This is a genomic window from Dactylosporangium sp. NPDC050688 (assembly GCF_040654515.1).
GTDB lineage: Bacteria > Actinomycetota > Actinomycetes > Mycobacteriales > Micromonosporaceae > Dactylosporangium.
Map to the genome: position 1 here is coordinate 247491 of NZ_JBFAIC010000004.1, position 22725 is coordinate 270215.

Consider the following 22725-nt stretch of genomic DNA (forward strand, 5'->3'; position numbering starts at 1 on the left):
CTCAGGCCTGCGACTTCACGATGTACGACACGGCGTCACCGACGGTCTTGAGGTTCGGCACCTCGTCATCCGGGATCTTCACGCCGAACTTCTCCTCCGCCGCCACCACGACCTCGACCATCGACAGCGAGTCGACGTCCAGGTCGTCGGTGAACGACTTTTCCTCGGCGACGTCGTCGGGGTTGACCCCGGCGACCTCTTCGAGGATTTCGGCGAGACCGCCGGCGATCTCTTCACGGGTGGACATAGAGCTTTCCTTCCTTGGGTTGACGCAGGGCCGACACGGAGTCGAACGCTGGAGAAACAACAAACGCCGGCACAGCGGCACAGCGGCCCGAGGGCTCAGGGGCAGCGGATGACCTGCCCCGCATACGTCAGGCCGCCGCCGAAGCCGAACAGCAGCACCGGTGCGCCCGAGGGGACCTCGCGCCGCTCGACGGCCTTGGACAGCGCGAGCGGGATGCTCGCCGCCGAGGTGTTACCGGACTCGACGAGGTCCTTGAGGATGATGGCGTTGGGCAGGTCGAGCCGCTTCACGATGCCGTCGATGATGCGGGTGTTGGCCTGGTGCGCCACGAACGCGGCGATGTCCTTGCCCTGCACGCCGGCGCGGTCCAGGGCGGCCTGCGCGAACGGCGCGATGGCGGTGGTGGCCCACCGGAAGACGGCCTGGCCCTCCTGCTTGATGTAGGGCCGCCAGCCCTCGATCTTGAGCACGTCGCCCTTCTCGGGCGCCGAGCCCCACACGACGGGACCGACGCCGGTCGGCTCGTCGCCGTAGGTCGCGGTGACAACCGCGGCGCCGGCGCCGTCGCCGAACAGCACGGCGGTGGTGCGGTCGGTCCAGTCGGTGATGTCGGAGAGCTTCTCCGCGCCGATGACCAGGGTGTTGCGGCTGGCGCCGGCGCGGATCGCGTGGTCGGCGCTGGCCAGGCCGTAGCAGAACCCGGAGCAGGCGGTGTTGAGGTCATACGCGGCCGGCGCCAGGATGCCGAGCTTCGCCGCGACCCGGGTCGCCACGTTGGGGCAGCGGTCCATCGAGCTGCACGTCGCGACGATCACCTGGTCGATGTCGGCGGCGGTGAGCCCGGACGCGGCGAGGGCCTTGCCGGCGGCGGCGGTCGCCATGTCGGCGACGCTCTCGCTGCCGGCGACGCGGCGGGCGGCGATGCCGACCCGGTCCCGGATCCACGCGTCGTTGGTCTCGATCACCTTGGACAGGTCGTCGTTGGTGACCACCTGTGACGGCTGGTAGTGCCCGAACGCGAGGATCTTCGACCCGGTCGGCTGGTTCATAGCTGGTCTCCAATGCGAGCGAGCGGCTGGCCGGGCGCGACCGGCTCGTCGGTGGCGACGAGCCACTCGGCGAGCACGCCGGCGCCGTGGGTGGTGACGTCGATCGGCCCCTGCCCGGTCTGCACCGCGCCGATGCGCTGCCCGTCGCTCACCTCGGTGCCCTCGACCAGGCCCTCGACGGGGGTGAACGTGCCGGCCGTCGTGGCCACGACCACACTGAACTGCTGGTGCGGCTCGTGGACCGGCGCGCTGCCGTGCCGCGTGATCAGATCACGGGCGGCGGCCAGGTCGTCGGGCGTGTTGACGCTGACGATCTCGATGCCCTTGATGGTGCGCTTGACCAGCCCAGCGAGGGTGCCGGCGGGCGCCAGCTCGATCACGGCGGTGACGCCGAGGTCCACCAGGGCGGCCATGCACAGGTCCCAGCGCACCGGCGCGGTGACCTGCTTGACCAGGCGCTGCAGCATGCTCGGGCCGTGGTCGACGACGGAGCCGTCGCGGTTGGACAGCAGCAGCTTCGCGGGCGCGGCGGTGGTGACCCCGGCCGCGATCGCGGCGAGCGCCTCCTCGGCCGGCGCCATGTACGGCGTGTGGAACGCGCCGGCGACCTGCAGCCCGATGATGCGGGCGCGGGCCGGCGGGTTGGCGGCGAGCTTCTCCAGGCCGCTGAGCGCGCCGGCGGCGACGACCTGGCCGGCGCCGTTGCGGTTGGCCGGGTAGAGCCCGGCGGCCTCGACGGTGGCGAGCACCTCGTCGGGGTCGCCACCGAGGATCGCGCTCATGCCGGTCGGCTCGAGGGCGCACGCGGCGGCCATCTCCCGGCCGCGGACCGCGGCGAGGGTGACCGCGGCCTCGGGGCTGAACACCCCGGCCAGGGTCGACGCGGCGAGCTCGCCGACGCTGTGGCCGGCGAAGACGGCGGCGTCGTGCATCGGCAGCTGCTCCGCGGTGACCAGCGCTGCGGCCACGAGCAGCGGCTGGGTCTTGGCGGTGTCCTTGATTTCCTCGGCGCCGGCTTCGGTGCCGAGGTGGACCAGGTCGACCCCGGCGAGGACCGACCACCAGCGCAGGCGGGCCTCGACGCCGGGCAGCGTGAGCCACGGGGTCAGGAAGCCGGGTTTCTGGGAGCCTTGCCCTGGGGCGAGTACGGCGAGCACGTCTATGACTTTTCCGGATTCCCGTCAATCGCGCGGGTAGCGCTACGCACCAAAGTGGACCACCTCGTTTGTAGGAACCCTACAAAAGATTGCGTGGTGTTGCCCCAACAGATCCACGCCGTCACCCACCGCAATCCTACGTTCACCTTCCCTGCGACCTGGGTCACTGCGGCGATGAAATCCGTCACTGCGGCGGCGGGCCGGATGGTGCGGGTGCGAACGGATCCAGTCTGCCGATGGTCAGCGCGATCCGCAGGGCAAACGCGTCACGTGGTACCAACGGGACGAACCCGGTGACCTCGCCGATGCGGCGCAGCCGGTACCGCACGGTGTTGGGGTGCACGAACAGCCCGCGGGCGGCGACCTCCAGGACCCCGCCGCCGGCGTAGAACGCGTCCAGGGTCTCCAGTAGCTCGCCGCCGGCGCGCACCAGGGCGCCGTAGATGTCCTGGCGCAGGATCCGGCGGGCCTCGGCGTCGCCGGCCAGGGCCCGCTCCGGCAGCAGGTCGGCGGCGGCCACCGGCCGGGGCGCGGCCGGCCAGGCGGGCGCGGCCCGGAAGCCGGCCAGGGCGGCGCGGGCGGACTCGGTCGCCTCGTCCAGCGACGGCACCGCCGGGCCGACGACCACCGGGCCCTCGCCGAAGCCGGCCAGGAGCCGCTCGGTCGCCGCGATCGGGTCCGGCGCGCCGCCGAGGACCACGACCAGCCGGTCGCCGTGCACCCCGCCGAGGATCTCCACGCCGATGCGGCGGGCCGCCCGGTAGACGGTGTGCAGCACCGCCGCGGCCTCCCCGCCCGGCGAGCGGCCCACGGCGACCGCGACCGGCGGCGCGTCCGCCCAGCCCAGCGCCGCGGCCCGGCTGGCCAGGACGTCGGAGGAGTCGCCGCGCAGCAGCGCGTCGACCAGCAGCGCCTGCAGCCGCGCGTCCCAGGCGCCCCGGGTCTCCGCGGCCCGCGCGTAGACGCGGGCGGCGCCGAAGGCGACCTCCCGGCTGTAGTGCAGCACCGCCTCCCGGATGCCGGCCTCCTCGCCCTCCGCGGCCAGGTGCGGCAGCTGCTCCTCGACGACCTCGATGGTCACCCTGATCAGCTGGACCGTCTGGCCAAGGTTGATCGAGCGGGCCAGGGCCCGCGGCGCGGCGTCGAAGAACTCGTCGGAGCTGTCCGGCGGCGGGGCGCCGCCCTCCTCCCGGTTGCGCAGCCACTCGACCAGGGACCGCACGCCGGCCTGCGCGACCAGCATCACCCACGCGCGCTGGTCGGCCGGCAGCTCCCGGAACCAGGGCAGCGTCTCATCCATCCGCGCCACGCTGGCGGTCGCGAGGGCGCCGGCCGCCCGCTCGATCGAGCGCACGCTCGCCTCGAGGCTCTGGTGGCCGTCACGCCCTCCCGGCAGCTCCTGGTTCGTCACCCGCACAGCTTTTCATCGTCTGGCCGCCAACCAGAAGCCGCCGTAGATCCCGGCCTCCCGCGAGGTCTGCCGCAGCCCGTCAGGGCCGTCGATCAGCCGCCGCCCCCAGCCGGTCCGCTTCGCCGGCCGGAACGCCTCGACCATGTCCAGATAGTGGTACTCGGGGCTGTTGCCGCTCCAGGACCAGCCCAGGTACCCGAGGTCGTGGCGCCGGCAGTACGCCATGATCGCGTCCTCGTCGGGGTCGCCGTACTGGTGGATCCCGGAGAACTCGCCGACCACGATCGGCAGCCGCTGCCGCACGAACGGGTCCAGGTAGGCGGCGACCTTCGGCGCGGTGTCGAACGGCCCGTACATGTGCACGTCGAAGATCGTGTTGTGCTCCGGGTCGGCGGCGAACACCTCGGCCGCGTGGTCGCGCATGACGTGGAAGGAGTCGTTGCCCCAGTTCGGCGCGTCGACCATGATCGCGTGCAGCAGCCCGGCGCCGCGCAGCCGGGTGATCGCGGTCTTCGTGTCGCCGACCCAGTCCATGTTCACCGCGTGCCCGGAGGGCTCGTTGGCGACGTTGATGATGACGTACGACTCCTGCCGCACCAGCACCTTGCGCAGCGTCAGCCAGTAGTCGACGGCGTGCGCGATCGTCGCGGCGTTGGGCTCCGTGCCGTAGCCCATCGTGTCGTGCACGTCGAGCACGCAGATCAGCCGGTTCGCCCGACACCGGCCGATGATGCCGGCGACCTCCGCCGGGGTCGTCGCGGGGAACCCGGTGCCGCTGGACAGCGCCACCCGCACCGAGTTCGCCCCGGCGGCCTTGATGTCCGCGAACACCGACTCGGGGCCCTTGCCGAAGTAGTACCCGTGGTTCACCCCCCGCAGCACGAGCCGCTCCCCGTTCGCCTCGACGAGGTGCCCGCCCTGGGCCTTGATGCCGCTCGCCCCGTAGGCGGGCTCCACCGACACGTACGCCGCACCGAGCAACGACAGCAGCAGGGCGAGGAACGCCGCTCTGATCAGCACGGCCGGGCGCTACCCGCCGATGTGCCCACCAAACGGCTATCGACCACGGTCCCTGGCCGCGGGTAATCTTGGCAACACGTACCGTGGTCAAGATCGCTGAAAGGCGGGCCGTGGAGTCCAAGTCGGCCGAGCTGGCGACCGAGCAGCAGCACTTCGACCTGGCCCGCAAGCATCGCGAGCGGGTCCGCGCCGAGTTGGGCGAGGCCCCCGACGCCGCGGCGAACGCCGGCGCCGGACGCCGCCTGGCGCTCTTCCGCCGCAACCGCAAGGAGGCCCTCGCCGCCCCCGAGGAGCAGGTCGCGTTCGGCCGGATCGACTGCACGCCCGCGGACCCCGGCGTCGGCGACGTCTTCTACATCGGCCGCGAGACCGTCCTGGACGACCAGCGGCAGGTCCTCGTCGTCAACTGGCAGACCCCGATCGGCGCCCTCTACTACGAGGCCACCCACGAGGACCCGCGCGGCCTGGAGCGCAAACGCACGTTCCACTGCACCGGCAACCAGATCCGCGACTTCGACGACGTCGTCTTCGCCCAGCTCGCCGGCGCCGTCGCGGCGCTGGACGCCCCCGACGACGCGCTGCTGGCCGAGCTCGACCGGGGCCGCACCGGCACGATGACCGACATCGTCGCCACCATCCAGGGCGCCCAGTCCCGGCTGATCCGCTCGCCCCTGGACCAGCTGCTCGTCATCGAGGGCGGCCCCGGCACCGGCAAGACCGCCGTCGCCCTGCACCGCGTGTCGTGGCTGCTGTTCAACCACCGCGACCGCCTGCGCCCCCAGGACGTCCTCGTCGTCGGCCCGCACCCGGCCTTCACCCGCTACATCCGCACCGTCCTGCCGAGCCTGGGCGACGCCGACGTGGCGCAGCTCGACATCGACCAGTTGGGGCCGCCCGTACAGCGCGGCAGGCCCGAGGCGCCGGAGACCCGCCGGCTCAAGGGTGAGGCCCGCATGGCCCGGCTGCTCGCCCGCGCCCTGGAGAACCGGGTCGGCACCCCCGAACCCGCCGAACGCCTGCTCTTCGACGGCGCGTTCATCACGCTGTCCGGCGTCGAGGTGGCCGCCGCGGTCGCCGCCGCCCGGCAGGCCGGCGGCCCCTACGCGCAACGCCGCCAACGCCTGCGCGCCCAGCTCGCCGACCTCGTCCGCGGCCGCGGCGGCCCCACCGACCCCGAGCGCCTCGGCCCGGTCGAGAACCTCCTGGAACGCCTCTGGCCGCTGCAGAGCGCCGCCGCGTTCCTGCGCGCCCTGCTGGGCTCCCGCGCCAGGCTCGCCAACGCCGCCGGCGACGAGTTCACCGCCGACGAGCTCGCCCTGCTGCACCGCCGCGGCGCCGACAAGCTCTCCGAGCAGATCTGGAGCAACACCGACCTGCCGCTGCTCGACGAGCTCGAGGAGCTGCTCAACGGCCCGCCGCGCCGGTACCGCCACATCGTCGTCGACGAGGCGCAGGACCTCTCCCCGATGCAGCTGCGCGCCGTCGCCCGCCGCTCCTCGACCGGCTCCCTCACCGTCGTGGGCGACCTCGCCCAGTCCACCGGCGCCTGGGCCCGCGACCACTGGGGCGAGGTCACCGAGCACCTGCCCACCCAGCTGCCCCAGGTCGTCGTCGGGCTGCGGTACGGCTACCGCGTCCCGCGCCAGGTCTACGAACTGGCCGCCGAGCTCCTCCCGGTCGCCGCCCCCGACGTCGAGCCGACCAGGGCCGTCCGTGAGGGCCCCGCCGACCCCGGCGTCCACGTGGTCGAGCCCGCGGAACGCGCCGGCCGGGCCGCCCTCATCGCCAAGGACCACGCCCTCGGCGGCCGCTTCGTCGGCATCGTCTGCCCCGCCGCCTGCCGCGCCGAGCTCGAGTTCGCCCTGCACGCCAACGACCTGCAGTGGGGCCGCGCCGACCAGGGCGAGCTCGACCACGCGATCAACCTCGTCAGCCCCCAGGAGGCGAAGGGCCTGGAGTTCGACGCGGTCATCGTGGTCGAGCCCGAGGAGATCGTCGCCGAGGACGACCGCGGGCACCGGCTGCTGTTCGTCGCGCTCACCCGCACGATCCGCTACCTGGACATCGTCTGCGCCGGCGACCCCCTGCCGGTCGAGCCCGCCCCCGACGTCACCTCCCGCATCCCCCGCCAGCGCACCGTCATCGAGCCCGACGCCGACCCGACGCTCGACATGACCCAGCTGGACCGCCTCGCCGAGGACCTCGCGGCACTGGTGGTCGCCGGCGCCCCGGTGCCGATGTGGGACGAGGTCCTGCTGCGCACCGCCGCCCTGCTCGACGCCCGCGCCGACCGCTCCCGCCCGTCAGGCCGCCACCGCCGAGACTGATTCCCTCGGGGTCGGTTGCCGAGCCGCTTGCCGACTACTCGTCCAGGGACGGCTCGGTGCGCAGCTCGTGGGCACCGTCCTCGCGGGTGATCTCGTAGTAGAGGCGGCCCGGGATCGTGGTCAGGTAGCGCAGCCCGTGCGGCGCGTGCGGCGACCCGCACGGCTCGGCGTCGGCCGCGGTCAGCGGCGTGAACAGCCCGTCGGCGCCCAGGGTGCCGCGGGCGGTGCCGGTGCGCTCCTCCCAGTTCTCCTCGGCGGTGGCGCGGCCGTCGTACGTGGCGCGCAGCACCCCGTCGCGGACGTCCACGGCGCTGAGCCGCACGCTGCGGGCGTCCCAGGCGCCGGGCCGCGGGGCGAGGGCGACGCCGTGCCACGTCCAGTCGACGCCGTCTGCGCTGGTCGCGTACCAGGTCGACATGCGGTCGGCGTGCTCGGCGGTCTCCAGGGGGTGCACCGATGCCCACAGGTGCCAGCGCCGGCCGTCGAAGTGCAGGACCGGGTCCTTGACGCCCTCCTCGTCGGAGCCGGGCAGGACGGTGAGCGCGGGCGCCTCGCCGAGCTTCTCCGGCTCGTCGGCCTCCAGCAGGTCGACCCGCCAGTGCTTGGTGCCTGGGGTGGCGACGCTGACGTACAGCCGCCAGCGCCCCTCGGCGGTGACGACGAGCGCGGGGCGCTCCAGGGAGGCGCCGCCGAAGCGTTCCTTCGACACCTCCGCCACGGGCGTGAACGTCAGCCCGCCGTCGGTGGAGCGGGCGATCACGTTGGCGTACCCGCGCCCCGACCCGATCGGCCGGCGCAGGCGGTACGCGAGGAGCACCGACGACCCGTGCACCACGGCGCTCGGACCGCCGGCCCAGTTGCCGGGGCCGCCCTCGGGCGGTGCGACGACGACGGTGGAACCCGTGAGGCGGGGCAACGCTGACACGACACTCCTAGTGGTAGTTGCTGGCGTGCTCGAGGCTCAGCCAGTCTGCGTACGACTCACCCGACCGGCAACGCCATCAGCCACATACCTATCCAGTCGATAGGAAAGACAGCCTAACGGCCACCGGCGAGGGACGACAACGGAGCGGGCCGATGTCATGCTGCTGCCATGAGCGGTCCCGGAGCGCGGCGGAGGTGACGGCTTGAGCGTGGTCTCGGTGATCAACTACAAGGGCGGGGTCGGCAAGACCACACTGACGGCCAACATCGGCGCCGAGCTCGCCGCCCGCGGCCGCAAGGTGCTGCTCATCGACCTCGACCCGCAGTCGAGCCTCACGTTCTCCTTCTACCGCCCGGCCGAGTTCGAGTCGCGGCGCACGATCCTGCCGTGGTTCGAGGGGTACCTGGCCACCCACGCCGCCGAGCCGCTGCACAAGTACGTGGTGAGCCCCCGCGAGGTCAACGCCGTCGTGCAGCCGCTGGGCGGGCGGCTCGACCTGCTCGCCGGCGACCTGGGCCTCATCGAGACCGACCTGGACCTGGCCGCGGCCCTGGGCGGCGCCCGCCTGCAGACCGGCAACCCCCGCTACCTGCCGGTGCACCGGCTGCTCGCCGACGCCCTCAGCGACCACGCGTTCGACGGCTACGACTCGATCCTCATCGACTGCGCACCCAACTTCAACATGGTCACCCGCACCGCGATGGTCGCCAGCGACCACGTCATCGTCCCGGCCCGCCCCGACTACCTGTCCACCCGCGGCATCGACTACCTGCGGACCCGCATGTCCCGCCTGGTCGAGGAGTACAACGCGGCCGCACCCCGCCCGATCAACCCCGAGATCATCGGCGTGGTCTACACGATGGTGCAGTACACCGGCACCGGCCCGCTGATCTCCCAGCGCACCTCGGTCAACGAGACCTCCCGTATCGAGATCCCCGTCTTCCGCCAGACCGTCCGTGACAACAAGACCGCCGTCACCGACGCCGGCGAGCGCAGCCTTCCCGTCGTCCTCGCCCCGCCCGGCACCGCCTCGATCGAGACCCTACGATACGAGTTTCAGCAGCTGACCAGTGAGTTCCTGGCCCGCACCCGGATCTGAGGAGTAGCCCGCGATGACCGACCCGGCCGACCTCGCCCACGACGTCCTGCTTAAGGTCGCCGCGTTCGTGAAGTCCCTGCCGGCCGACCAGCTCGCCGACCTCGCCTCGGGCGCCGCGACGCTCACGCTGGTCCCGCGCGCCGGCCGCGCGGCTGCCCCCTCCCGCGCCACCGCTTCGAAACCGCTGTCCCGCCCGGTCGCGGAGATCGAGACGATGCTGGCCGAGATCGGCACCCGCGCCGCGGCCGTGCAGTACCTCCACGACGAGCGCCTGACCGTGCCGCAGCTGCGCGAGCTGGCGAAGGTCCTCGGGGTAGCGCTGCCGAGCAAGTCGACGAAGGACGCCGTCATCACGAAGATCGTCGACTCGGTGGTGGGGCGCCGCCTCGACTCGGCGGCGATCAGCCGGCTGGCGTCCCGCTGACGGCGCCGCGCTCCGTCGCCTCGCGTCTCTCGCCGGGCCGAAGGCGTCGGCGCGGACGATGTCCAGGTGGCGGATCGTGCGGGTGAGCGCGACGAACAGCAGCCGGTGCCCCCGGCCCACCGCAGTGGTCGCTGTGGCAGCGGCCGGCCTCCTGAGAGGCCTGGCAGGATATGACCGTGCTGACCGATCTCGTCCTGGTGCTGCGGTACCGCAAGGCGGTGACGTACGGGTTCCACACGCTGCTCGCGGCCCTCGAGGAGCACGGCACGGACACCCGCTACGAGGTGGTGTTCGCCGAGTCGGCGCAGGCCACGATCGACGCGATCACCGCCGCCCGCGGCGCCCGGACGCTGGTGCTGTGGTCGTTCTACTCGCCGGACGCGGCCGCGCTCGCCGAAGAGCTCGCGACGATCAAGGCCGCCGCGCCCGGCGCGACCCACGTGGCCGGCGGCGTGCACGCGACCGCCGAGCCGGTGCAGACCCTCGACGCGGGCTGGGACGTCGCGGCGGTCGGGGAGGGGGAGCGGACGCTGCTCGACCTCGTCGACAGCGGCGGGGACCCGGCCGGCATCACCGGCCTGGTGTACCGCGACGGCACCGGCCGCCTGGTGCGCACCGGCAAGGCGCACAAGGAGCCGCTCGGCACGTACCGGGCGTTCCCGCTCACGTACAAGCGGATGAACCCGATCGAGATCACCCGCGGCTGCGTGTACGCGTGCCGCTTCTGCCAGACGCCGTTCATGTTCTCCGCGAAGTTCCGCCACCGCAGCGTGGAGAACGTGCGCTGGCACGTCGACCGGATGCGGGAGCTGGGCAAGCGCGACGTGCGGTTCATCACCCCGACGTCGCTGTCCTACGGCACCGACGGTGAGGAGCCCGACCTCGCCGCCGTCGAGGCCCTCTTGGCCTCCTGCAAGGAGGGGATCGGCCCCGGCGGCCGGGTGTTCTTCGGCTCGTTCCCGAGCGAGATCCGCCCCGAGCACATGACCGTCGACGCGTTGCGCCTCGTCAAGCGGTACTGCGCGAACGACAATCTCATCGTCGGCGCCCAGTCGGGCTCGGAACGCGTCCTGGAGGCCGCCAAACGCGGTCACGACGTCGAGTCGGTCCGCCGCGCGGTCCGCATCGGCATCGCCGAGGGCTTCCGCATCAACGTCGACATGATCTTCGGCATGCCCGGCGAGGACCCGGCCGACGCCGAGGCGTCGTTGAAGCTCGCCCAGGAGCTGGCTGCCCTCGGCGCCCGCATCCACTCGCACGTCTTCATGCCGCTGCCCGGCACCCCCTGGCGCGACGCCCCACCCGGCGACGTCGACCCCGAGACCATCCGGGCCGTGTCCCGCCTGGCCCAGCAGGGCGCCCTGTACGGCCACTGGCAGAAGCAGCGCGAGCACGCCACCCGCCTCGCCGCCGCGGCGGTCGAGTACCCCCGCCCGGGCCGCAGCCGCACCCTGCTGCCGCTGACCGACCGCCCCGCCACCGGAAGCGAGCCGCCCGGCTGAGGGGGTTATGCCGGGGGAGTGACCGCGGCGACCAGGGCCGAGCGTGGTGAGCGGGTGCCGAGCAGGTCGCGGGAGTACACGGCGAACGTGTAGTCCGTGGAGCCGCGCAGTTTGGGCACGGTGACCGTGGACCGGCTCGTCGTGGCGACCCGGACCTCCGCCGCGCCCTCCACGGCGACGACCTGGAACGACGCGTTGCGCCGGGGCTTCCAGCCGAGGGTGACCGTCGAGCTGGTCACGTCCAGCACGCGGACCTGCTGCGGGGCGCGCGCCGGGGAGGTGCCGGCGGCGTTGCGGTAGACGGTGGCCTCGCGGGTGTCGGTGGTGAGGCCGTTCGGGCCGGAGATGAACCGGCGGCCCCAGGCGGTGAGCTTGCCCGCGTCGAAGTTGTCGACCAGGTCCAGGTAGCTGTACTGCTTGTCGTTGCCGCTCCAGGACCAGCCGAAGTAGCCGAGCTCGCGGGCCTCCGCGTAGGCCATGATGGCGTCCTCGTCGGGGTCGCCCCACTGGTGCTCGCCGGAGAACTCGCCGACAAGGATCGGCAGGCGGCGGCTGGTGAACGAGCTGAGGTAGGCGTTGACCTTCGCGGCGGTGTCGAACTCGCCGTACATGTGGATGTCGAAGACGGTGTTGCCGGTCGGGTCGGCGTCGCGGACCCGTTCGGCGTTGTCGCGCATCACGAACGACTCGTCCTGGCCCCAGCCGGGCGCGTCGACCATGAGGGTGTGCCGGAAGCCGGCGGCCCGCAGGGTGCGGATCGCGTCGGTGGTCTGCTGCACCCACGGCATCGTCGTGCCGTTGCCGAACGGCTCGTTGGCGATGTTGACGATGATGTGGTCCTCTTGGCCGACGAGGACGTCACGCAGGCCGAGCCAGAACTGGACGGCCTGTGCCATCGTGGCGGCCTTCTTGTCCTGGCCGAAGCCGGTGGTGTCGTGCGCGTCGAGGATGCAGATCAGCCGGTTCGCCTTGCACAGCCCGACGACCGTGGCCACGTCCTTGGCGCCGCTGCGGCGCCACTGGTGGCCGATGCCGAGCGGGATGCGGACCGCGTTGGCGCCGGCGGACTTGATCCCGGCGAACGAGCCGTTGCGGTCCGGGTACCACATGAAGTCGTGGTTGACGCCGCGCAGCACGAGGTCGCTGCCGGTCGCCTCGACCAGCCGCCCGTCACGCACGTGGATCCCGGTGTGCGGGGCGGCCGTCTCGGCGTGCGCCGTCGCCGGCATCAGCAGAGCACCGGCGAGCACAGCGACGAGGACCAGGCTTCTCACGAGGCGAACCGCTACCCCGGCCGGTGCGTGTTACACCCGCCGGAGAAGGCGAGCGCCGGGAGTACTACAGCTTCGCGAGGGCCGCGCGCAGGCGGGTGAGGGTGCGGTCGCGGCCGAGGACCTCCAGGGACTCGAACAGCGGCAGCCCCACCGACCGCCCGGTGACCGCGACCCTGATCGGGGCCTGGGCCTTGCCGAGCTTCAGGCCCCGCTCGGCGCCGACCGCCTCCAGGGTCGACTTCAGCGACTCGGCGTCCCACGCCGCGGTCTCGAACGCCGCGACGGCCGCGCCGAGCAGGTCGGCCGCGCCGTCCTTCATCGCCTTCGCCCAGGCGGCCTCGTCGACGGCGGGCTCCGGCAGGAACGCGAAGTCGACGTTCGGCACGATCTCGGCGAGCAGCGCGATGCGGGTCTGCGCGTGCGGGGCGAGGGCGTCGAACACCTTCGGGTCGTAGTCGGCCGGGTCCCACGGGGGTGCGGCGACCGGGGTGCTGCCGGGCGCGACCGGGGTGCCGGTCAGCCATGGCCGGCACGCCTCGGCGAACGCCTCCGGCGACAGGGCGCGGATGTATTCGCCGTTGAACGCGCGCAGCTTCTTCTCGTCGAAGAACGCCGGCGACGGGTTGACCTCCTCGAGGCGGAACTCGTCCTCGATGACCGACCACGGCACGATCTCGCGGTCGCCCGACGGGGCCCAGCCGAGCAGCATCAGGTAGTTGCGCATCGCGTCGGCGAGGTAGCCCTCGTCGCGGTACTGCTCCAGGGCGACCTTGTCGCGGCGCTTCGACAGCTTCTGGCGCTTCTCGTTGACCACCACGGGCACGTGCGCCCACACCGGCGGGGTGCGGCCCAGCGCCGACCACAGCAGCTGCTGCTTCGGCGTGTTGGGCAGGTGCTCCTCGGCGCGGATCACGTGGGTGATGCCCATGGTCATGTCGTCGACGACGTTGGCGAGCAGGAACACCGCGGAGCCGTCGGCGCGGGCGATGACGAAGTCCTCAATGAGCTTGTTGTCGAACGTCGGCTCGCCGCGGACCAGGTCGACCACGACGGTGGAGCCCTCGTCGGGGGAGCGGAAGCGCAGCGCCCGGCCCTCACCCGGGCCGAGCGCCCGGTCGCGGCAGAAGCCGTCGTAGCCGCGGAACTGCGCGCCGGCGCGCTCCTGGATCTGCTCGCGGGTGCAGTCGCAGTAATACGCCTTGCCCGCCGTGTACAGCTCGTGGGCGGCGGCGGTGTGCGCCTCCGCGTAGGCCGACTGGAAGTAGGGCCCCTCGTAGGTGTCCCGGGCGATGCCGATCCACTCCAGGGCGGTCAGGATGCCCTCGGTCCACTCGGGACGGTTGCGCGCCGCGTCGGTGTCCTCGATCCGCAGCACGAACACCCCGCCCTGCTGCTTGGCGTAGATCCAGTTCTGCAGCGCCGAGCGGGCACCGCCGACATGGAACATCCCGGTCGGGGAGGGGGCGAAACGCACGCGAACCGTCACACCTCCAGACTAGTGGCCTCGTCATCCGGGATAACGACGCCCTGCTCCAGGGCGTCGGCGCGGGCGGCGTCCAGCAGCCGGGACAGCACGGTCTCCAGCATGAGCAGGGTCTCGTCGTCGAGCCGGTCCAGCAGGCGGCGTTGTGCCTGGTTGCCGCTGTCCATGATCTCGGTCAGCACCTCGCGCCCGGCCGGCGACAGGTGGATGCGGCGGATGCGGCGGTCCTGCCGGTCCTCGGTGCGGGTCACGTAACCATGGGTCACCAGGCGGTCGACGATGCCGGTGAGCGTGGCGGACGTCACCCCGAGGTGGCGGGTCAGCTCGTGGGAGGCGAGCCCGTCGTGGCGCGACAGCAGGATAAGCACCTTGAGCTGCTGCATCGTGAGGTTTACTGAGAAGATCCGGTTGGTCCGGTCATACGCGAACAGGGTGCGCAGACGCTGCTCGGCCCTCATTACGCGCAGCAGCAGCGCATTCCTGTGAGTTGTCACAGCAATGTTTTACCCCCTGGAAAAGCTTTGCGCGAGGCGAACCGTTAGCATCACACGAACTAACGTGTGTCTTAGCCGATCGGAAGAAGACTCCAGACATGTCGTTCCTCGCCCGGCTCAGTTTGGCGAACCGGGGGCTGGTCGCGATCATCGCGATCGTCGTCCTGGGCTTCGGCGCCATTGCCATCCCGTCACTGAAACAGCAGCTCATCCCGTCGATCGACTTCCCCGCGGCGTTCGTGCTCGCGCCGTACCCGGGCGTGTCGCCGGACATCGTCGAGGAGCAGGTCACCGAGCCGATCGAGAACGCCCTGCAGGGCGTCCCCGGGCTCACCGACGTCACCTCCACCACCCGCGAGGGTGTCGCGACGGTCCAGGTGTCCTTCGAGTTCGGCTCGTCCATCGCCGACATCACCAACAAGATCCAGACCGCGATCAACCGGATCAAGTCGACGCTGCCGTCGACCGTCGAGCCGCAGGTCATCGCCGGCTCGACCGACGACCTGCCGGCCGTGGTGCTCGCCGCCAGCAAGACCGGCGACCAGGTCGCGTTCGCCCAGCAGCTCGACGCGATCGTCGTGCCGGCGCTGCAGGGGATCGAAGGCGTGCGGGCGGTCGAGGTGACCGGCGCGGCGACGCAGGACGTGGAGATCACGCTCGACCCGGCGAAGGCGTTCCCGGCCGGGGTCAACGCGCAGACGCTCACCGCCGCGCTGAAGTCCAACGGCGTGTCGTTCCCCGCCGGCACCCTCACCGAGGGCAGCCGCTCCCTGGCGGTGCAGGTCGGCGGTACCCTCGCGACCCTGGAGGACCTGAAGGCGCTCAACATCACGCCGGCCACGAAGCTCGGCGACGTGGCGAAGGTCGAGCTGAAGACGGCCGAGACCACCTCGATCACCCGCACCGACGGCAAGTCCAGCCTCGGCATCGCCGTCACCGCGTCCCCCGACGGCAACGCCGTCAAGATCAGCCACGCGGTGCGCGACAAGCTCGACGAGCTCAAGAAGGAGCTCGGCGGCGACACGGCGATCACTCCGGTCTTCGACCAGGCGCCGTTCGTGGAGAAGTCCATCAAGAGCCTCAGCACCGAGGGCGCCCTCGGCCTGCTCTTCGCCGTCGTGGTGATCCTGGTCTTCCTGTTCTCGCTGCGCTCGACGCTCGTCACCGCCGTGTCGATCCCGCTGTCGGTGGTCGTCGCCCTGATCGGCCTGTGGATCGGTGACTACTCGCTCAACCTGCTCACCCTTGGCGCGCTCACCATCGCCGTCGGCCGGGTCGTGGACGACTCGATCGTCGTGCTGGAGAACATCAAACGACATCTGGAGTACGGCGAGGAGAAACGCCACGCGATCCTCACCGGCGTCCGCGAGGTCACCAGCGCCGTCGTCGCCTCCACCCTGACCACGGTCGCGGTGTTCCTGCCGATCGGTCTCGTCGGCGGCTTCGCCGGGCAGCTGTTCCGCCCGTTCGCGGTCACCATCACCGTCGCGCTGCTCGCCTCGCTGCTGGTGTCGCTCACCGTCGTGCCGGTGCTCGCGTACTGGTTCCTGCGCCCGCCGAAGCAGGTCGGCGCCCTGGAGCGCGAGGCGATCCTCGCCAAGGCCCTCGACAAGGAGGAGCGCAGCCGGCTGCAGCGCACCTACGTGCCGGTCATCAGCTGGGTCACCCGCAGCCGCGCCACCCGCTGGGCGACCGTCGGCTTCAGCCTCGTCGTGTTCGTCGCGACGATGTACGCCGGCACCCTGCTCAAGACGAACTTCATCGACCAGAGCGGGCAGACGGAGTTCTCCATCTCCCAGGAGCTGCCGGTCGGCTCCAGCCTCGCCGTCACCGACGCCGCCGCGAAGAAGGTCGAGGACCTCCTCGGCGCCCGCAGCGACATCGAGACCTACCAGGTCACCGTCGGCGCCTCGGCCGGCTTCGGCTTCGCCGGCGCCCAGTCGGGCAACACGGCCAACTTCTCGGTCAGCGCGAAGGAGGACGCCGACGTCGACAAGGTCATCGAGGAACTGCGCCAGCAGGTCACCGACCAGGCCGCGTTCGGCGTCGTGAAGATCACCGCCGGCGGCGGTGGCGGCGGCTCGACCGACCAGCTCGAGGTCGTCGTCAAGGCCAACAACCCCGACGACTTGGCCAAGGCCGCCACGCAGGCCCAGAAGGCGATGACCGACACTCCCGGCATCGCCGACGTGGAGAGCAACCTCGCGGCCAGCAGCCCGCGCGTCGACGTGCGGGTCAAGCGGGACGTCGCGGCGAGGTACGGGCTGTCCGACGCCGCGATCGGCGGCATCGTCAGCGCCGCGTACCGCGGGCAGAACCTCGCCCAGCTCACCGTCGACGGCCAGCAGCGCGACCTGATCCTGCGCTCCGGCCCGGCCCCGGCGACCCTGGAGCAGCTCAAGGCGCTGCCGATCCCGGTGCAGAGCGGCACGACCCCGTTCGTGCGCCTGGACCAGGTCGCCGACGTCAAGGAGGGCGCCGGCCCGGTCGCCATCACCCGCATCGAGGGCAACCGCAGCGCCTCGGTCACCGGCCGGGCCGAAGGCTCCGACCTGGGCGATGTCTCCACGAACCTGCAGAAGAAGCTCGACGAGCTGACCCTGCCGGCCGGCGCGACCGTGACCCTCGGCGGCGTCACCGAGGACCAGCAGGAGGCGTTCGCCCAGCTCGGCCTGGCCATGCTCGCCGCGATCGCGATCGTGTTCGTCATCATGGTGGCGACGTTCCGCAGCATCGCCCAGCCGATCATCCTGCTGGTGTCGATCCCGTTCGCCGCGACCGGCGCGATCCTGCTGCTGCTCGCGACGAACACGCCGCTCGGCCTGCCCGCCATGATCGGTGTACTGATGCTCATCGGCATCGTCGTCACCAACGCGATCGTGCTGATGGACCTCATCAACCAGTACCGGGAGGGCGGCATGCCCGTCCGCCAGGCGGTCATCGAGGGCGGCCGGCACCGGCTGCGGCCGATCCTCATGACGGCGGTCGCCACCATCTGCGCCCTCGCGCCGATGGCGATCGGCCTCACCGGCGAGGGCGGGTTCATCTCCCAGCCGCTGGCCATCGTGGTCATCGGCGGCCTGGTCAGCTCGACCCTGCTGACCCTGGTCCTGGTGCCGACGCTGTACACGATGGTCGAGGGCGTGAAGGAGCGCCGCCGGATCCGGCGCGAGGGCCGGCACGCCGCCGTCACCACCGCCCCCGAGCCGCCGGCCGCCGGCGACGAGGGCGAGGGCCGGCACCGCGTCGACCCGCTCGAGCCCGCCCCGTCGCACTAGGACGGCCCGACACGCGACCGGCCACTCCTCACGTCGAGGGGTGGCCGGTCGTGTACGGGGGGATCAGCGGACCAGCAGAGGCCCGGACGGCGCTGGGGGTCAGGGGGCCAGCAGGGCCCGGATGGCCTTCACCGCCTTCGACGTGCCCGCCATCTGGCCCCGCAACGACGACGAGCACCTGTCCCGGCTCCTCGCCACCGCCGCCACCCGCGCCCTGGCCGGCCCGCTCGACGAACCGCACCGGGGCCGGATCCTCAGCACCCTGGCCCTGGAGCTGCGCGGCAGCACCGGCCCGCTCGGCCGGCAGTCGGCGTCGTCCGCGGAGCGCATCGCCCGCACCACCGGGGACCCCGTGCAGCTGGCGCTCGTGTTGAACGCCCGCTACATGCACACTTTCCACCGCCCCGGCCTGGCCCCGGCCCGCGCCGCCATCGGCGCCGAGCTCGCCGACCTGGCCGCCCGGCACGACCTGGCCACGTTCGAGGTTCTCGGCCACCTCATCCAGCTGCAGTCGGCCGCAGCCCTCGGCAACCTGCCCGCCGCCGACGCCCACGCCACCGCCGCCGACACCCTCGCCACCCGCTACGACCTGCCCCTCGTGAGGGTGTTCACATCCCTGTACGCCGCACTGCGCCGGCCCTCGGAGGCGGCGTACCGCACGGCGCACACCCTGCTCGCCCGCGCCGACATGCCGGGCATGGAGGAGGGCCTGCTGAGCCTGTCCCTGCTCACGCTGGACGTGGACGCCGGCGGGGACTGGGGCCCGTACGAGCCGTGGGTGCGGCCGCTGCTGCTGATCCGCGCCGGCCGCCGGGACGAGGCCCTCGGGGCCCTGCGGTCGCTGCCCCCGTCCCCGCACGACGCCCTGCTGGAGGCCCGGCTGTGCCTCGCGGCGCGGGCGGCGGTCGCGCTGGAGGACCGCCCGACGATGCGGTTGTTGCATGCGGCGCTGCTTCCGGCAGCCGCGGAACAGGCGGGCGCCCAGTCAGGCGTGCTGTCGTTCGGCCCGGTCGCGGAGTTGCTCGCCGCTCTGGAATGAGCTGTGTCCCGCGCAGGCTCCGCCTGCTCCCCGGCGGGGGGTTCCCACCCCGCGCCCCCCATGCAAACGCTGCGCGTTCGCACCCGTGCGCCGAGGCTGGACGGAGAGCGCCGTCGACGAGCTGATCGCCACCAACACCGTCGAGCCGCTCGAAGTCCGCTGGCGCGGCGGTGTCACAGCTGCTGGTCGAGTGGCGGCACACCGCGGAGATCCACGCCGACCCCGACCTGCACCGGGCGTTGACGACGCAGCCGCTCGACGACTTCGGGCCGGTGCCTCGGCCCGCCGAGCAGTGAGCGCAGAGCGCGGCGACCGAGCGGCCCCACCTCCCCGGCCTGGCGGTTACGTCCTGCGTTTCGCGACCAACGACGCGGCCAAGGGCTGGGAAGAGCTGTGCCGGCAAGCAGCCGCAGACACCCGAGCCGCATTCGACGCGATCGAAGCCGACCCCTGCCCCGCTCCGCCGACCGGTCGACAGCACCAACTCAAAGGAAGTCTGTCCACCGACACCTACGGCGGACGAGCGCTGGCCCAGTGGCAGTACGAAGTCACCGCCGGCGGCCGGGTCTGGTACCTCGTCGACCATGAGACCCGCACCTGCTGGATCAAACATGCCGGCACCGGCCACCCGACGCTGACCGGCTGATCCCGCGCGCACTGACGTCTGGGGCACGCGAGAGACACGGCGGGTTTGGGCAGTGTCCCTGACCTGCGGTAAGGCGACCGCCTTACAAGCGGGGGGTCGTTGGTTCGAACCCAACCGTGCCCACCAACACCTACCAGGCATTTCGCCGTGCACATGCCGAGCAGCTCTGGAGCACGCTCTCCACGTCGAGCACCGAGCCGGTCGAGGACCGGCTGATCATCAGGTGGTCGGGCGTGTCGTGGGCGAGGGCGGCGTAGAGGTCCGCGGTGCCGCCGTCGGCGGCGCTGATGCGCCAGGAGTTGACCTGCCCGGGGCGCGAAGACGGTCAGGAACGCCGCACCGGCCATCGGGGCGGGGGCGCTGGGCGGACATGTCGTAGCCCACGTGAGCAAGGTAGGCGGCCGGCGGTCAGTACCGGAACGTCTGGACGATGCTGCGCAAGCTGCCCGACAGCTCGGCCAGACTGCCCGCCGCGCGCTCCGCTTCCGTGATGCCGGTCGTGGTGAGCTGCACCGACGTGGCGACCTCGCCGATCGTCGCGGCGACCTGGTTGCCCGTCGCGGCGGCCTGCTCGACGCTGCGGCTCATCTCCTCGGTGGTGGCGGACTGCTGCTCGACGGCGGAGGCGATCGTCGTCTGGTGCTCGTTGATCTGGGCGATGATCCCGGTGATCTCTTCGATGGCGGCGACGGCGCCGGTGGTGTCGGCCTGGATGGCGGCGACGCGGCGGCTGATGTCGTCGGTGGCGCGGGCGGTCTCCTGGGCGAGGTCCTTGACCTCGGAGGCGACGACGGCGAAGCCCTTGCCGGCGTCGCCGGCGCGGGCGGCCTCGATGGTGGCGTTGAGGGCCAGGAGGTTGGTCTGCTCGGCGATCGAGGTGATCACCTTGATGACGTTGCCGATCTCGGCGGAGGAGTCGCCGAGCTTGCCCATGACGGTGTTGGTGGTGCCGGCGATCTCGACGGCGCGGCTGGCGACGGTCACGGCCTGGGTGGCGCTCTGGGCGATCTCGCGGATCGAGGCGCCCATCTCGGTGGCGCCTGCGGCGACGGTGGAGATCGCGCCGGACATGTCGCTGGCCAGGCCGGCGACGGCGCCGGCCTGGCGGGCGCCGGTCGCGGCGCCCTGGGAACTCTGGGTACTGGTGGTGGCGAGTTCCTCGGCGGCGCTGGCGAGGACCGTGGAGTGCTCGGCCAGGGTCGCCACGGTACGGCGCAGGTTGCCGGTGGCGGTGCGCAGCGCGTCGGCCATCTGGCCCACCTCGTCGCGCTGGTCGACGGCCGGGTCCTGGGTGAGGTCGCCGTCGGCGACGGCGCGCAGGACGCGGGAGACGCGGCCGAGCGGCGCGACGATGAGCCGGGCGATGTAGAGGGCGAGCGCGACGGCCAGCGCGAGCGCGACGATCAGCAGCACGATGACCGTGAAGCGGACCGAGGACACCGTGTCGCCGAAGTCCTTGCCGGCGACGAGGGCCGCGTCGGCGCGGGTGATCTCCTGGTCGAGGAGGTTCTCGTACACCTTGCGCAGGTCGCGGTTGGGGCCGAGCGCGGCGGTCACGGCGGCCGCGGGGTCGGTGCCGAACAGCGTGAACTCGGCCTGCAGCGCGGTGTACCAGGCGTCGACGGCGGCCTGGATCTCCTGCACGGCCCGGCCGGACGGGGCGAGGGCACGGGCGGCGTCGAGCAGGTGGTCGATGTCGGCCCGGCGGCCGAGGGCATCGTCGCGGAAGGACGGGTCGCCGCCGAGGAGGAAGCCGCGCTCGTCGTTGGCGGCGGACTTCGCGATCAGGGCCGCCTCGTTCAGCGCCGTGATGTAGGGCACCGCACGCCCGACCTCCTCGTTGCGGGTGTCGCTGAGGTCGTCGATGCCGGCGAGGGCCAGGATGCCGGTGGCAGCGGTACCGGCGATCGCGACCGCCGCGACGATGAGGATCTTGGTGTAGACGCGGCGGGAACCGAGCCAGCGGCGCATGGTGATGTCCTTTCGGATGTTCTGTCCGACTGAACGACCGACGACGTGACCATCTGAGGAAAAGCGTGCGCGAAGATGTCGCCGTGGACAGTTGGGTGCCGTTCCGCCGGTCGGACACCGCGAAGGTCGTGGAGCTCGTGCGTACCGTCGCGGCCGCCAACGACCCGGGTGAACACGGCCAGGGGGTCGAGGTGGTCGTGGAGGCCCCGCGGCGGCGGTGGTGGCAGGCGCTGCTCAACCGGGACGACGCCCTGGCGCAGGCGAGGATCGTGGTGACCCGCGACGGTGGCGAGGTGCGCTGCCCGTACGACATCCAGCTCGTCACCGCGCACGGCGCGGACGCGGCGCACCGGCTCGGGCGGCGCACCGGCTGGGCCGTCAGCAACTCCAACGGCCTCGCGTTCCTCATCCAGAAGGGACCGGAGCCCGACTACGGCGAGCTGGTGACGGGCGCGGTCGAGGCCCTCGCGGCGCTGCGCCGCCAGCCCCGCGACGGGGGCTGGCGGGCGCGCGTGGACCGCGGCGTCACCAGGCGTTGATGGTCTCCAGCTCTGCCGCCGTCAGCGAAAACAGGCGCGCGGACCGGGGCGTCACCAGGCGTTGATGGTCTCCAGCTCCGCCGCCGTCAGCGAGAAGTCGAGCACCGACAGGTTCTCCACCATCCGCTCCCGGCGGGTCGACTTGGGGATGATGACGATGTCGTGGTGCAGCTGCCAGCGCAGCACCACCTGCGGCACGGTCACGCCGTGCGCCTCGGCGATCGCGACCAGGCGCGGGTCGTCCAGCGGCGTGTTCTTCAGCGAGCTGTACCCCTCCACCACGATCCGCCGGTCGCGCATGTCGGCGAGGAACCGCTCGTCGTGCTGGGCGGGGCTCCACGCGACCTGGTTGACGACCGGCGTCTCGCCCGTCTCCTTGACCAGCTCGTCGATCAGCGCGGCGTCGTAGTTGCTGACCCCGACGGACCGGGTCAGGCCGGCCTCGCGGGCCTGCAGGAACGCCGTCCACACCGGCACCGACTTCCCGCGCGCCGGCGGCCAGTGGATGAGCCACAGGTCGACGTGGTCAACACCGAGGGCCTTCAGGCTCGCCTCGATCGTCTGCCGCTCCCGGCCCGCCTGCGACGGGGGGAGCTTCGTGGTGATGAAGATTTCCGACCGGTCGACGCCGCTGTCACGCAGCGCCCTGCCGATCTCCTCCTCGTTGCCGTACATGGTGGCGGTGTCGATGTGCCGGTACCCGACGTCGAGCGCCGTCCGGGTCGACTCGTACGCCGACGAACCGGTGATCTGCCAGGTGCCGAAGCCGATCGCCGGCAGCTGCACGCCCGGGCCCAGCTCGGCGGTTGGGATCTCATGTGCCATACGCCCAATACTGCC

20 protein-coding genes are annotated in these 22725 nt (G+C 72.1%); 9 read left to right on the forward strand and 11 right to left on the reverse strand.

Annotation, left to right across the window (positions count from 1 at the left end; translation table 11 throughout):
• Position 1 precedes the first annotated feature (1 nt).
• From AB0H83_RS06700 to AB0H83_RS06720, 5 genes are all read right to left on the reverse strand, one after another.
• Entirely contained in the window at positions 2-247 is a 246-nt protein-coding gene (locus AB0H83_RS06700) for an acyl carrier protein (protein ID WP_203847813.1), read from the reverse strand.
• Positions 248-342: 95 nt separating this feature from the next.
• Complete coding sequence (locus AB0H83_RS06705) at positions 343-1296, reverse strand: beta-ketoacyl-ACP synthase III (protein WP_360087968.1); 954 nt, start codon at positions 1294-1296, stop codon at positions 343-345.
• Positions 1293-2453, reverse strand: a complete 1161-nt coding sequence (locus AB0H83_RS06710) for an acyltransferase domain-containing protein (protein WP_360087971.1) — start codon at positions 2451-2453, stop codon at positions 1293-1295. Before AB0H83_RS06710 ends, AB0H83_RS06705 begins: the two co-directional genes overlap by 4 nt.
• 184 nt (positions 2454-2637) lie before the next feature.
• On the reverse strand, positions 2638-3864 hold the full coding sequence (locus AB0H83_RS06715; protein ID WP_360087974.1) for a helix-turn-helix domain-containing protein: 1227 nt from the start codon (positions 3862-3864) through the stop codon (positions 2638-2640).
• 12 nt (positions 3865-3876) lie between these two features.
• The gene (locus AB0H83_RS06720; protein WP_360087977.1) at positions 3877-4884 is read right to left on the reverse strand and encodes a cellulase family glycosylhydrolase; all 1008 of its coding nucleotides are present in this window, start codon (positions 4882-4884) and stop codon (positions 3877-3879) included.
• A 110-nt stretch (positions 4885-4994) separates the two neighbouring features.
• On the opposite strand from AB0H83_RS06720, the gene AB0H83_RS06725 reads away from it, so the two are divergent.
• Entirely contained in the window at positions 4995-7211 is a 2217-nt protein-coding gene (locus tag AB0H83_RS06725; RefSeq protein ID WP_360087980.1) for a UvrD-helicase domain-containing protein, read from the forward strand.
• A gap of 34 nt (positions 7212-7245) precedes the next feature.
• On the opposite strand, the gene AB0H83_RS06730 is transcribed toward AB0H83_RS06725, so the two are convergent.
• Positions 7246-8136: a hypothetical protein gene (locus AB0H83_RS06730; protein ID WP_360087983.1), complete on the reverse strand. Its 891-nt coding sequence runs from the start codon at positions 8134-8136 to the stop codon at positions 7246-7248.
• A 208-nt stretch (positions 8137-8344) separates the two neighbouring features.
• On the opposite strand from AB0H83_RS06730, the gene AB0H83_RS06735 reads away from it, so the two are divergent.
• The 3 genes from AB0H83_RS06735 (at position 8345) to AB0H83_RS06745 (ending at position 11161) form a co-directional block, all read left to right on the forward strand.
• Positions 8345-9235: a ParA family protein gene (locus AB0H83_RS06735; RefSeq protein ID WP_360088101.1), complete on the forward strand. Its 891-nt coding sequence runs from the start codon at positions 8345-8347 to the stop codon at positions 9233-9235.
• A 13-nt stretch (positions 9236-9248) separates the two neighbouring features.
• Positions 9249-9659, forward strand: coding sequence for a hypothetical protein (locus tag AB0H83_RS06740; RefSeq protein WP_360087986.1), 411 nt, complete (start codon positions 9249-9251; stop codon positions 9657-9659).
• Positions 9660-9835: 176 nt separating this feature from the next.
• Positions 9836-11161 (forward strand): TIGR04013 family B12-binding domain/radical SAM domain-containing protein, encoded by a 1326-nt coding sequence (locus AB0H83_RS06745; RefSeq protein ID WP_360087989.1) that lies wholly within the window; start codon positions 9836-9838, stop codon positions 11159-11161.
• Positions 11162-11166: 5 nt separating this feature from the next.
• Here the strand turns inward: AB0H83_RS06745 and AB0H83_RS06750 are convergent, their stop codons facing one another.
• The 3 genes from AB0H83_RS06750 to AB0H83_RS06760 form a co-directional block, all read right to left on the reverse strand.
• Positions 11167-12435: a cellulase family glycosylhydrolase gene (locus AB0H83_RS06750; RefSeq protein ID WP_360087992.1), complete on the reverse strand. Its 1269-nt coding sequence runs from the start codon at positions 12433-12435 to the stop codon at positions 11167-11169.
• A gap of 64 nt (positions 12436-12499) precedes the next feature.
• Positions 12500-13909: a glutamate--tRNA ligase gene (gltX, locus tag AB0H83_RS06755; RefSeq protein WP_360087995.1), complete on the reverse strand. Its 1410-nt coding sequence runs from the start codon at positions 13907-13909 to the stop codon at positions 12500-12502.
• Positions 13910-13917: 8 nt separating this feature from the next.
• Positions 13918-14412: a MarR family transcriptional regulator gene (locus AB0H83_RS06760; RefSeq protein WP_360087997.1), complete on the reverse strand. Its 495-nt coding sequence runs from the start codon at positions 14410-14412 to the stop codon at positions 13918-13920.
• Between the two features lie 98 nt (positions 14413-14510).
• On the opposite strand from AB0H83_RS06760, the gene AB0H83_RS06765 reads away from it, so the two are divergent.
• The 4 genes from AB0H83_RS06765 to AB0H83_RS06780 all read left to right on the forward strand — a co-directional run bounded on the left by AB0H83_RS06765 (position 14511) and on the right by AB0H83_RS06780 (position 19375).
• Positions 14511-17690: an efflux RND transporter permease subunit gene (locus tag AB0H83_RS06765; protein WP_360088000.1), complete on the forward strand. Its 3180-nt coding sequence runs from the start codon at positions 14511-14513 to the stop codon at positions 17688-17690.
• 121 nt (positions 17691-17811) lie between these two features.
• Complete coding sequence (locus tag AB0H83_RS06770) at positions 17812-18729, forward strand: hypothetical protein (protein ID WP_360088003.1); 918 nt, start codon at positions 17812-17814, stop codon at positions 18727-18729.
• Between the two features lie 170 nt (positions 18730-18899).
• Entirely contained in the window at positions 18900-19025 is a 126-nt protein-coding gene (locus AB0H83_RS06775; protein WP_360088006.1) for a hypothetical protein, read from the forward strand.
• The gene (locus tag AB0H83_RS06780) at positions 19022-19375 is read left to right on the forward strand and encodes a hypothetical protein (RefSeq protein WP_360088009.1); all 354 of its coding nucleotides are present in this window, start codon (positions 19022-19024) and stop codon (positions 19373-19375) included. The genes AB0H83_RS06775 and AB0H83_RS06780 overlap by 4 nt, the downstream gene beginning before the upstream one ends.
• A 408-nt stretch (positions 19376-19783) precedes the next feature.
• On the opposite strand, the gene AB0H83_RS06785 is transcribed toward AB0H83_RS06780, so the two are convergent.
• The gene (locus tag AB0H83_RS06785; protein ID WP_360088012.1) at positions 19784-21346 is read right to left on the reverse strand and encodes a methyl-accepting chemotaxis protein; all 1563 of its coding nucleotides are present in this window, start codon (positions 21344-21346) and stop codon (positions 19784-19786) included.
• 83 nt (positions 21347-21429) lie between these two features.
• Between AB0H83_RS06785 and AB0H83_RS06790 the strand changes: the two genes are divergently transcribed.
• Complete coding sequence (locus tag AB0H83_RS06790) at positions 21430-21885, forward strand: hypothetical protein (RefSeq protein WP_360088015.1); 456 nt, start codon at positions 21430-21432, stop codon at positions 21883-21885.
• A gap of 51 nt (positions 21886-21936) precedes the next feature.
• Here the strand turns inward: AB0H83_RS06790 and AB0H83_RS06795 are convergent, their stop codons facing one another.
• Entirely contained in the window at positions 21937-22710 is a 774-nt protein-coding gene (locus tag AB0H83_RS06795) for an aldo/keto reductase (protein WP_360088017.1), read from the reverse strand.
• Positions 22711-22725: the final 15 nt, after the last annotated feature.